At 72.6% G+C, this 12,683-nt stretch carries 3 protein-coding genes; all 3 read right to left on the bottom strand.

The genetic code is table 11. The annotated features are described in order from the left end of the window. A partial coding sequence (locus AC1D1T_RS23650; RefSeq protein ID WP_477992582.1) for a condensation domain-containing protein occupies window positions 1-777 on the bottom strand: 777 nt, incomplete at its 3' end. Further along, the gene (locus AC1D1T_RS23645) at window positions 774-8,501 is read right to left on the bottom strand and encodes an amino acid adenylation domain-containing protein (RefSeq protein WP_477992581.1); all 7,728 of its coding nucleotides are present in this window, start codon (window positions 8,499-8,501) and stop codon (window positions 774-776) included. The genes AC1D1T_RS23650 and AC1D1T_RS23645, both read right to left, overlap by 4 nt. Beyond that, on the bottom strand, window positions 8,502-12,683 hold a 4,182-nt coding region (locus AC1D1T_RS23640; RefSeq protein WP_477992580.1), incomplete at its 5' end, for an amino acid adenylation domain-containing protein. It abuts the gene before it with no gap.

Here is a 12,683-nt window from a genome sequence, read left to right as displayed (position 1 = left end):
GCCCAGCAGCTCGCCGCGGGCGCTGGGCTGCGCGCTGCGCGGGCGGTCCAGCGGCAGCGTGGTGGCGAGCGGTGCATCGCGCAATTCATCGAGCCACCAGGCCTGCTGGCGTGCCAGCTCGCCGGCGGCCAGCCAGCGTTGCTGCCATTGCGCATGGTCGGCGTACTGCAGCGCCGGCGGCTCCAGGGCCCGGGCGGGATGCTGCAACAGCGACGAGAGCTCCTGCAGCAGCAGCGCGACCGAGCCACCATCGGCCGCGATGTGGTGCACGCCGAGCAGCAGCGCCAGCGTGCCGTCGGGCTCGCAGTACAAGGCCGCGCGGAAGACGGGGCCGTCCTCCAGGTCGAACGGCTGCGCGGCAAAGTCTCGCGCCGCATCGTCGCTGCGTCCCTCGTGTTCCGACCAACCGAACGACGCCGATGCATCCACCCGCTGGATGGCCTGCCCCTCGGCATCCAGCGCGATCCGCGTGCGCAGCACCTCGTGCTGCTGCACCAGCCGTCGCACGGCAGCCTGCACGCCATCGGCACGGCACCCGCCGCGAATGCGCAGGCGCCCGGCCAGGTTGTAGGCCGGCGACTGCGGTGCACGCTGCCACGCCAGCCACAGCGCACGCTGCGCCGGCGCGAGCGGCGCCGGTGTGCCGGGCTCGCGGGCGATCAGCGGCAGCGCGCCGAAGTCCAGCCCTTCGGCACGCAGCCGCTCGAGGAACGCCGCGCGCTTGCCGGCGGGCAACTGGGCGAAGCGGCGCGACAAGGCAGCAAGTTCGATCGTCATTCCAGGGAATCTTCCAGTTCGTCAAGCAAAGCACCCAGCCGGTCCGCGGTGGTCGTGGCGGTCGGCCTCGGCAGTGCCGCGGCCAGGCCGGCCAGCGTCGGGTGGTCGAACACGCTGCGCAGGCCGAGCTCCAGCCCGAGCCGTTGCCGCAGCTCGGCCACCAGCCGCACCGCGAGCAGCGAATGCCCGCCGAGCTCGAAGAAGTGATCGCGGCGGCCGACACGCGGCACGCCGAGCACTTCGCACCAGATCGCCGCGAGCGCGTGCTCGGCGTCGCTCTCGGGTGGTTCGTGTTCGGCGTCGGTGGTGAATTTGGGCTCGGGCAGCGCGCGGCGGTCGAGCTTGCCGCCGGGGGTCAACGGCAGCGCGGGCAGCTGCACGAAGGCCGACGGCAGCATGTGCTCGGGCATCCGCGTGGCCAGGCGTTCGCGCAGCGCGGAGGGCTCGATCGATGCGCCCGGCTGCAGCGCCACATAGGCGACCAGACGCGGCCCGCCCGCCGAGGCCCGGGCGAGCACGACCGCCTCGCGCAGCTCCGGCTGCGCCAGCAGCGCCGTCTCGATCTCGCCGAGTTCGATGCGGAAGCCGCGCAGCTTCACCTGGTGGTCGACGCGGCCGAGGTATTCGATCTGCCCGACATCGTTCCAGCGCACCAGGTCACCGGTGCGATAGAGCCGGCCGCCGCTCGCATCGAACGGATCGGCAATGAAGCGCTCGGCCGTCAGGCCCGGCCGGCCGAGGTAGCCGCGTGCCAGCAGCGCGCCGCCGATGCACAGCTCGCCGGCCACGCCGATGGGCACCGGGTGCAGGTCGGCATCGACGATGCGCAGCGCGCGGCCGGGCAAGGCCCAGCCGATCGGCACCGACGCGGGCCATGGGGCTTCGCCGGTGACGAACGGCGTGCAATCGAGTGCCGAAGCCGTCACGGTGGCCTCGGTCGGGCCGTAGGCGTTCAGCAATCGAATGTGCGACAAGCCGGCGTCGCGCCAGGCCTTCAGGCCTTCGGGCGACATCGCCTCGCCGCCGACGTGCACCTGGCGCAAGGAGCAGACATCAGTGGGAGGTGTCCGCGCGAAATCCTGCGCCAGCAGCTGCCAGTACGCCGTCGTCAGGTCCGCGACGCTGATGCGCCGCGCCACCACTTCGCGGCGGAAGGTCGCGCTGTCCCACACCTCGGGCCCGCGCAGCACCACCGCCGCGCCGAGGGCCAACGGCGCGAACAGCTGCTCGACGAACGCGTCGAAGTTCAGCGTCGCGAACTGCAGCACGCGATCCTCGGGCACGAGGCCGAAGAACGCCGCCGCCGCTTGCGCATGCCGCGCCAGCGCGCGATGCGACACGCCAACGCCCTTCGGCTTGCCGGTCGAGCCGGAGGTGTAGATCACGTACGCGAGCTGGTCGGCGTGCAGCGCCACCTGCGGATCGGTCGCCGCTTCACCCATCAGCGAGGCGCCATCCACCTCGGTCAACACGAGCGCGACGCCACTGTCCTCCACCATCGCCTGCCGCCGCTCGGCGGGATACGCCAGGTCCAGCGGCACGTAGGCCGCACCGGCCTTCAAGACGGCCAGCACCGCGACGATCATCTCGACCGACCGATCGAGGGCGATCCCGACCCGCGACTCCGGCCGCACGCCCTGCGCGATCAGCCGGTGCGCGAGGCGGTTGGCCCGCGCATTCAGCTCGCCGCGGCTCAGTTCCACCTCGCCGAAGACCAGCGCCACCGCCTCCGGCTGCGCGCGAGCCAGCCGCTCGATCGTGCGGTGCACCGGCTCATCCGCCACCACCGGCGAAGCGCCCTCGCCCTGCCGCAACAGCCGCTCGCGTTCGGCATCGGCCGGCAGCGCCAGCGCGCCGATGCACGCATCCGGCTGTTGCACGAACGCCGTCAGCACCTGCTCGAGCTGCGCGGCCAGCTGCGCCACCGTCGCGTCGTCGAACGCGTCGTGCGCGAAGCGCCAGTCGAAGGCCAGCTGCTCGCCCTGGTGCAGCGCCAGCGTCAACGCATAGTGCGTGTCGTCGCGGGTGTGGGCCGTGCCGACGCGCAGCCCGCCCGGCGCCGCTTCGCGCAGCGCCGCGTCGATCGGATAGTTCTCGAACACCAGCAGGCTGTCGAACAGCGCCTGCCCGCCCTGCCCGGCCCAGCGCTGGATCTCGACCAGCGGCGTGTGCTCATGCTCGCGCGCCGCCAGTCCCTGCGCCTGCAGCTCGCGCCACCACGCGCCGAGCGGCTGCGCCGGCTGCAGCGTCGCCACCACCGGCAGCGTGTTGATGAACAGCCCCAGCATCTGCTGCGCGCCCGGCAGCTCGGCCGGCCTGCCTGCCACGGTGCTGCCGAAGCAGACGGTACGCTGCCCGGTGCAGCGCGCCAGCACCAGCGCCCAGGCCGCCTGCGCCAGCGTGTTGACCGTCACGCGCTCGCGGCGCGCTGCATCGGCCAGCGGCTGCAGCGGCAGCGTGCGGTGCAGGCCGCCCTGTCCAGGTTGCGGCGATGCGGGCCGGCGCAGCGCCGAGGCCAGGTGCGTCGGCGACTCCAGCTGCGCGAGCTGCGCCCGCCAATGCGCCTCGCCGGCCGCCGGGTCGCGCGCCTGCAGCCACGCGATGTGGTCGCGGAAGCGCCCGAGCGGCACCGGCAGCGGCGCGCCTTCATACGCGCGCAGCACCTCGCCGAGCAGCAGCGAGCTGCTCCAGCCGTCGAGCAGCAGGTGGTGCGCGGTCCACACGACGTGGTGGCGATCGTCCTGCGTGCGCAGCAGCGCGACGCGCATCAGCGGCGGCCGCGCCAGGTCCAGCGGCGCGGCGAGCTCGGCCTGCGCGAAGGTGTCCAGCTCGGCACCAGGACGGCCTCGCCAGTCCTGCACCGACCACGGCAGCTCGGTGCGGCGCGCCACCCACTGCAGCGGCGGCTGCGCGATGAAGCCGCTGCGCAGCACCTCGTGGCGTGCCAGCACCGTCGTCCACGCGGCGCGGAATCGGGCCACGTCCAGCCCGTCGAGATCGACGCGCAACTGCGTGCGATAGGCCTCGCCGCCGTCATCGACCAGCGACTGGAACAGCATGCCGGCCTGCATCGGCGACAGCGGGTACAGGTCGTCGAGGTTCGCCAGCGGCAGGTTCAACGCATCGAGCGTGGGCTGGTCGATGCGCGCCAGCGGGAAGTCCGAGGGCGTGACGCCGAGCGCTCCTGCGCTGCAATGCGCGATCAACCCCAGCAGCTCGCCACGGAACGCTTCGACGAAACGCCGCACCTCGGCCGCGTCGTGCCGGGCCGGGCTGTAGCGCACGTTCAGCGCGAGCTGGCCGTCGTAGACCTGGCCGTCGATCGAGAACTCGTGCGCCTGCGGTGCCGATGCATCCACCGCTGCACCCGCGCTTTCAGACGCCGGTCGCCAGGCCGCGGCCTCGTCGAAGCTGCCGTCGAACTGGCCGAGGTAGTTGAAAACCACCTGCGACGGTGGCAGTGCGCGCAGCGCCTCCCGCACCTCGGGCGGCCCCCTGTGCTTCAGCACGCCGTGCGCCAGGCCGCGCAGCGGCACGGCGCGCAAGGTCTCCTTGACGCGCTTCAACGCCGCCCCGGGCTCGCCCAGCGGATCCAGCACCACCGGGAACAGGCTGGTGAACCAGCCGACCGTGCGCGACAGGTCGATCTCGTCGGAGATGTCCTCGCGGCCATGGCCTTCGAGGTCGATGCGGATGCGCGCGCGGCCGCTCCAGCCGCACAGCGCACGGCCCAACGCCGTCAGCAGCAGGTCGTTGACCTGGGTGCGGTACGCCGCGGGGGCGTGCTTCAACAAGGCCTCGGTCTGCGAGGCATCGAGGCGCAGTTCGGTCGTGACCTGCTGTCCGGCGAGGTTGCTGCCGTCGGGCCGCGCGATCGGCAGCCCGAATGCCAATCCGGGGTCTTCATCGAACGCCGCGTCCCGGATTGGCATCCGGGCTGCGAGGGCCTCGCTCCACGCCTGGTAGCTGCTGGTCTTCGGCGGCAACTCCACGGCCTGACCCGCCACGCACTGCGCATACGCCCGCTGCAGGTCTTCGAGCAGGATGCGCCACGACACCCCATCCACCACCAGGTGATGCACCGCCAGCATCAGCCGCCAACTGCCGTCGGCTACCTCGATCGCGAGGCCGCGCAGCAACGGGCCGCGCGAGATGTCGAGGCTGCGCTGCACCTCGTCGCACAAGGCCTCGATCTGCTGCGCGTCTGCCGCCCGCCGCATCCACAGCAACTCGCGCTGCAGGCTCTCGTCGAGCGCCGCATAGCCCTGGTGCCACGCGCCCGCCGCATCCTGCGTGAAACGCAGCCGCAGGCTGTCGTGATGCCGCACCAGCGCCGCGAGGGCCTGCGCGAGCGCGCCGGGCTGCAGCGGCTCGCGGCTGTGCAGCAGCAGCGACTGGTTCCAGTGGTGGCGGTTTTTCATCGGCAGCGCGAAGAACTCATGCTGGATCGGCAGCAGCGGTACCTCGCCCACGGGTTCCTTCGCCGTACGCGCCGCGCGCAAAGTCTCGGCCTGCGCGAGCGGCGCCAGCAGCGCCGGCGTCTGCCGCTCGAACACCTGGCGCGGCGTCAGCGTCCAGCCCCGTGCGCGCAGCCGCGCGACGATCTGCAGGCTCAGGATCGAATCGCCGCCCAGGTCGAAGAAGTTGTCATGGCGGCCGACCCGCGGCACGCCCAGCAGCTCGGACCACAGCGTCGCGAGCACCTGCTCGACCTCGCCCTGCGGTGCCTCGTAGCGGTCGCCGTCGGCCTGGGCCTCGATCAGCGGCAACGCGCGCCGGTCGACCTTGCCGTTCGGTGTCAGCGGCAGCACGTCCATCACCGCGATGGCCGCCGGCACCAGGTAGTCCGGCAATTGCGCCGCGAGCTGCGCGCGCAGTTCGGTTGGCACCAGCAGCACGCCGGGCCGCGCAGTGACGTGCGCCACCAGCCGCGCGCCGCCCGCCCCCTGCTGCACGCTCGCCACCGCTTCGGCCACGCCGGCCAGCGGCATCAACCGGGCCTCGACCTCGCCCAGCTCGATCCGGAAGCCCCGCACCTTCACCTGCTGGTCGATGCGCCCGAGGTACTCGAGCTGGCCCTCGCCCTGCGCATCGACGATCCAGCGCACCAGGTCGCCGGTGCGGTACAGCCGCCCGCCCTGCGCATCGAACGGATCGGCGACGAAGCGCTCCGCCGTCAACCCTGCGCGCCCCAGGTAGCCGCGCGCGAGCCCGGCGCCGCCCAGGTACAGCTCGCCGGCTGCGCCGGGCGGCAGCAGGTTCATCCCGGCATCGAGCACGCGCGCGGTGCGGTCGCCACAGGGGCAGCCGATCGGCACGTAGGCGGTGGCAATCTCGGGCGCATCGCCGCGCGCCTTCCACAGCACCGGCGTGACGACCGCCTCGGTCGGGCCGTAGCCGTTGATCAAGAGCCGCGGCCGCAGGTGCTCGCGCACCGCCTGCAGGCCGGCGCGCGGCATCGCCTCGCCGCCGAACGACAGCAGCGCGAGCGGCGGGCCGCCGCCATGTTCTTCGGCGCCTTGCGCCAGGGCCTGCAGGTAGGCCGGCGGGAAGCCGGCGTTCGTCACGCCGCGCTCGCGCATCGCCGCGAGCGTCTGCGCCGGCGTCCACAGCGCCTCGTCGCGCAGCAGCAGCGAGGCGCCACAGCCGAGCACCGTCAGCAGCCGCTCGTGCGCGCCGTCGAACGAGAACGACAGGAAGTGCAGTTCGCGCGTCGCCGGACCCATCTCGTACAGCAGCGCCGTGTCGCGGCAGTGCATCGCGAGCGGCCCGTGCGCCACGGCCACGCCCTTCGGCCGGCCGGTCGAGCCGGAGGTGTAGATCACGTAGGCGAGGCTGCCGGCGTGCAACGGAACCTCGGGATCCGTGTCAGCCCCGCCTTGCGCCTCCAGCTCGCGCACCGAATCCGCCGTCAGCAGCAGCGCCGCGCCGCAGTCCTCGCGCATGAACGCGATCCGGTCCGCCGGGTGCGACGGGTCCAGCGGCACATAGGCTCCGCCCGCCTTCAGCACGGCCAGCAGCGCGACGATCAGCTCGAACGAACGCGGCAGCGACACCGCCACCCGGCTTTCCGGCCCGACACCGAGCGCAACCAGCCGCTGCGCGAGCCGATTTGCACGCCGGTCCAGCTCGCCGTAGCTCAACACGCCATCGCCGTGCAGCACCGCCGGCGCCTCGGGATGACTCCGCGCATGCCGCTCGAACGCCTGGTGCACCCACTCGCTGCCCACCGGCTGCGGCGCATTGACGCCCCAGGCCTGCAGCTGCGCACGCTCCTGCACATCGAGCAGGTCGACCTCGCCGAGCGCCGTCTGCGGCTGCCACGCCAGCGCCGCCAGCATCGCGAGGTACTGCCGCGCCAGCCGCGCGATCGTCGCCGCCTCGAACAAGTCATCCGCATAACTGAACACCGCCTGCACGCGGCCGTCCGCATGCTCCAGCGTGTCGAGCGTCAGCTCGAACTGCGCGGCCAGCTCGCCCAGCGGCTGCTCCTGCACGCGCAGGCCCGGAAGCTGCGCCAGCAGCGCATGGTTGCGGCGCTGGTGGTTGTAGAGCACCTGGAACAGCGGGTGCGTGCCGAGGCTGCGCTCGGGCTGCAGCGCGTCGACCAGCTGCTCGAACGGCAGGTCCTGGTGCTCCTGCGCGCCCATCACCGCATCACGCGCCTGCCGCAGCACCTGCGCGAGGTCCATCCGCGCATCGACCGCGTTGCGCAGCACCTGCGTGTTGACGAAGAAGCCGACCAACCCCTCGGTCTCGGTGCGCTGCCGGTTGGCGATCGGCACGCCGACCCGCACGTCGTGCTGGCCGCTCCAGCGCGCGAGCAGCGCCTGCCAGCCGGCCAGCAGCGCCGTGAACAGCGTGGCCTGCTGCGCACCGGCGCGCTGGCGCAGCGCTTGCACCAGCGCCGGCGGCAGGTCGATCGCGTGCTGCGCGGCGCGCAACCGCGCATCGGCCGCGCGCGGGCGGTCGGTCGGCAGCTGCAGCACCGGGTGGTCGGTGCCGATCTGGGCCGTCCAGTACGCCAGCTGGCGCGCCTGCTCGCCGGCCTCCAGCCCGTGGCGCTGCCAGCGGGCGTAGTCGGCATAGCGGATCGGCAGCGGCGGCAACGCGATCGAACGTTTCTCGACGCGCGATGGGTACAGCGACACGAACTCGCCGACGATCACCTGCAGCGACGCGCCATCGGACACGATGTGGTGCATCACGACCGCCAGCACATGCTCCTGCGGCGCGAGCTTCAGCAGCGCAAGGCGCAGCAGCGGGCCGCGCTCCAGGTCGAACGGCGCGGCGTTGATGCGCTGCAGCTCGGCGGCGAGCGAGACTTCATCGGTGTCGATCTCGGGAAGCTCGATGTCTGCCACCGGCAGCACGCGCGGCCGCGCCAGCCCGTCGGGCAGCGCATCGAACACCGTGCGCAGCGATTCATGCCGCGCCACCAGCGCGCTGAAGCTCGCGCGCAACGCCGCCACGTCGAGCCGGCCGCTGAGCCGCAGTGCACCGGCGATGTGGTACGCGGTGCTTGCCGGGTCGAGCCGCCACAGGAACCACTGGCGGGCCTGCGCATGCGACATCGGATCAGGCTCGTCGCCAGGCGGCCACGGCACCATCGGCAGGCGGCTGAAGGCCATGCCCTGTTCGCGCAACAGCGCCAGGAACCCGCTGCGGCGCTCGGCCGGCAGCAGGGTGAATCGCTCGGCGATGTCGCGGGCGCGTGAACTCATTCAGGTCTCCAGGGTGGCCAGCAGATCGGCCATGCGGTCCAGCGCCGCGTCATCGTCAGCCACCGCGGCCGGTCGCGCTGCCTGCACGGCGGCAGCCAGCGCCGCGAGCGACGCCTGCTCGAACAGGCTGCGCAGCGGCAGCGCAACGCCCAGCCGCTCGCGCAACCGCGACTGCACGCGCAGGGCCGCCAGCGAATGCCCGCCGAGTTCGAAGAAGCGGTCTTCGCGGCCGACGCGCTCGACGCCCAGCACCTCGGCCCAGATCGCCGCGAGCACCGTTTCGGCCTCGCCCTGCGGCGGCTCGCAGGCACGTGCCGCCTGAGGCCCGGTGGCCGGCAAGGCGTTGCGATCAATCTTGCCGTTGGCGTTCAGCGGCAGCGTGTCGAGCACCGCGATCACCGCCGGCAGCATCGCGTCGGGCAGTCGGGTCGCGAGCTGCACGCGCAGCGCTTGCGGATCGAGCGACTGCCCGGGTTGTGCCGACACATACGCCACCAGCAGATCGCCGCCGCGTGCGACCACCACCGCCTCGCGCACGCCCGGCTGCGCCAGCAGGCCGGCTTCGATCTCGCCGAGCTCGATGCGCACGCCGCGGATCTTCACTTGATGGTCGATGCGGCCGAGGTACTCCAGCTCTCCGTCACCGCGCCAGCATGCGAGGTCGCCGGTGCGGTACAGCCGCTCGCCGGGCTCGAACGGGTCGGCGACGAAACGTTCGCTGGTCAGCCCCGCGCGGCCGAGGTAGCCGCGCGCAAGGCCGAGGCCGCCCAGGTACAGCTCGCCGGCCACGCCGGGCGGCACCGGCTGCAGGCCGGCATCGAGCACCAGCGTGCGCGTCGCCGAGATCGGCCGGCCGATCGCGACGCGCACCAGGCCATCATCGCGACAACGCCATTGCGTCACGTCGATCGCCGCCTCGGTCGGGCCGTACAGGTTGAACAGCCCGGCCTGGGGCAGGCGGCGCAGCAGCTCGTTCTGCGCCTCGGCGGGAAGCGCCTCGCCGCTGCAGATCACGCGCGCCAGGCTGTCGCAGCGCTCGACCTCGGCATGCGCGAGGAAGGCCTGCAGCATCGACGGCACGAAATGCAGCGTCGTGACGCGCTGCCGGCGGATCAGCGCCGCGAGCCGCGCCGGATCCTTGTGCTCGCCGGGGGCGGCCAGCACCAGCCGCGCGCCGGTCATCAGCGGCCAGAAGAACTCCCACACCGACACGTCGAAGCCGAACGGCGTCTTCTGCAGCACGGTGTCGTGCGGCGTCAGGCCATGCGCCTGTTGCATCCACGCCAGGCGGTTGTGCAGCGCGCGGTGGTGGTTCGCGGCGCCCTTGGGCCGGCCAGTCGAACCGGAGGTGTAGATCACGTAGGCCAGGTGCTGGCCGTGCAGCGCGACGACGGGGTCAGTGTCGATGCCGGGCTGGTCGATCGCATCGCCGTCGACTTGCAGCACCGACAGCGCCGGCCGGCCGCCGAAACGCGCCGCCAGGTGGGGCCGCGTCAGCAGCAGCGCGATGCCGCTGTCGTCGAGCATGTACGCCAGCCGCTCGTCCGGATGCTCCGGGTCCAGCGGCACATAGGCGCCGCCGGCCTTCAGGATCGCCAGCAGGCCGATGACCATCTCGAACGAACGCTCCATCGCGATGCCGACACGCGTGTCCGGCCCGACGCCTTCGGCGATCAGCCGGTGCGCGAGCCGGTTGGCGCGGCGGTTCAGTTCGCCGTAACCCAGCGTCTGCTCGCCGAACACCAGCGCGATCKCCTGCGGCTGCTGCTGCGCCTGCCGCTCGAACAGCCGGTGCACCGGCGCGTCGTACGCATGCTGCTCGCCGTTGACGCTCCACTGCCGCAGCAGCGCCCGGTCGTCCGCGCCGAGCAGTGCGACCTCGCCGACGCGCGCCTGCGGCTGCCCGACCAGCGCGCGCAGCAGCGCCACGTAGTGCGCGCCGAGCCGCGCGATGCGCTGCGGCTCGAACAGCGCATCGGCATAGCGGAACGCAGCGCGCAGGCGGCCATCGTCGAGCTCCTGCGTCTCCAGCGTCAGCTCGAACGGCGCGGCGCGCTCGGCCAGGTCGATGCGCGCGACCTGCAACCCCGGCCAGCCCGTCGGCGAGCGCCCGCCCTGCCCGAGGTGGTTGAACATCACCTGGAACAGCGGCGTGACGCCCGGCACGCGCGGCGGGCGCAGCGCCTCGACGAGGTGGTCGAACGGCAGGTCGGGGTGCGCCTGCGCGTCGATCGCCGCATCGCGCACCTGCTGCAGCAGCGCGAGCAGCGGCTGGCGGCCGTCAACGCGCGCCTGGATTATCAGCGTGTTGATGAAGAAGCCGACGACGCGCGCCATCTCGGGCCGGTGCCGGTTCGCGACCGGCACGCCGATGCGCACCAGCGGCTGGCCGGTGTGCCGGTGCAGCAGCGCGTGGAAGGCCGCGATCAGGCCCATGAAGAGCGTGGCGCCCTCTTTCGCGACGAGGCGCTTCAGTCCGTCGACCAGGTCCGCCGGCAGGTCGACCAAGTGCTGCGCCGCCCCGCTTCGGCCCGCGGCCTCGCGCGGCCGGTCGGTCGGCAGCGCGAGCATGGCCTGCGGATCGTCGATCTGGCGACGCCAATACGCGAGCTGCCGTTCGCCCTCGCCATCGGCCAGCCAGCGCCGCTGCCAGGCCGCGAAATCCCCATAGCGGATCGCCGGTGCCGGCAGCGCCGCCGAGCGGCCCTCGCAGGCCGCGGCATAGCGCTGCGCCAACTCGTCGAGCATCAGCTCGACCGACCAGGCGTCGGACACGATGTGGTGCATCATCAACAGCAGCTCGTGCTCGCCCGGCGCGCAGCGCAGCAGCGCAGCGCGCAGCAGCGGGCCGCGGCGCAGGTCGAACGGCGTGCGGGCGATGCGCAGCGCTTCGTCATGACGCCGTGCATCGCGCTGGTCGGCCGGCAGCAACACCAGGTCGACCAACGGAATCTCGATTGAAGCCGTGTCCTGCACGACCTGCTCCAGCACGCCGCCCTCGCCTTCGCGGAACACCGTGCGCAGGCCGTCATGCTGCTGCACCAGCTCGCCGATCGCCCGCTGCAGCGCCGGCACGTCGAGCGCGCCCGACAGCCGCAGGCCGCCGCCAACGTGGTACGCGGTGCTGTCCGGATCGAGCTGCCACAGGAACCATTGGCCCTGCTGGGCCGGCGACATCGGCGCCACCGCGCCCTCGCCGCGCGTGATCGCCGCCGGAGCGACTTCCACCTGCGGCGCACGCTCGCGCACCGCCTGCGCCAGCGCGGCGACCGTCGGCAGCTTGAAGAACAGCGCCGGATGCAGCTCGACGCCATGCGCCTGCCGCACCCGCGACAACAGCCGGATCGCGAGCAGCGAATCGCCGCCGAGCTCGAACAGGTTGTCGTGCACTCCTATCGGTGCAATGCCGAGCAGCTCGGTCCACAGCGCGGCCAGGCCTTCCTGCAGCGCGCCTTCGGGGGCGGCGAACGGCGTCGTCAGCACCGGGCGCGGATGACCGGTGCGTGCGGGGGCTGAAGCCTCCGCCGACTCCGTGATCACATCCAGCATGCCGCCATCGAGCGGCCCGAAGCGCTGTGCGAGCGGCGTGACCGACACCACCGTCTGCGGCAGGTCCGGCCCGTTGACGATGCGCTCGAACGCGGCGACGCCGCTGCGCTCGTCGAGGCCGATGCCGTCGGGCAGGTCCATGTCGACCGCGATGCCGACATCGCGCCACGCATCCCAGTTGACCGAGAACAGCGGTGGCCCGTCGGCGCGGCGCGATGCGATCGCCAGCGCATCGAGGTAGGCGTTGGCGCCGGCGTAGTCGCTGCGGCCCAGGCCGCCGATCAGGCTGGCGACCGACGAGCAGAACAGCACGTAGTCGAGCGGTTCGTCGCGCAGCACCTCCAGCAGCACCTGCGTGCCGTGCAGCTTGGGCTCGAACGCGGCCTCGACCTGCGCGCGGCTGCGCTGCGCGATCATGCCGCGGCCGGGGTGCACGACGGCATGCACGACGCCCTGCACCGGCCCGAAGCGTTGGTGCACCTGCGCGAGCACCGCGCGCAGCTGTGCCGCATCGTTGACATCGGCGGCGACCGTCATCACCTCGGCACCCGTGGCTTCGAGCGCGACCAGCTGCTGCAGCTTGCGGCGCAACGCGAGCGGCTGCTGTGCGTCATCCGCCAACCGGGCCCAGTC

The sequence above is a fragment of the Rhizobacter sp. P2_H3 genome (assembly GCF_056403355.1).
Note: the sequence above shows the minus strand (reverse complement) of the source record. Positions and strands in the feature narration are given on the sequence as shown.

Bases quoted from the DNA above. Each gene is read 5' to 3' on its own strand.
- AC1D1T_RS23645 (WP_477992581.1), bottom strand. From the start codon at position 8,501: ATGAGTTCACGCGCCCGCGACATCGCCGAGCGATTCACCCTGCTGCCG.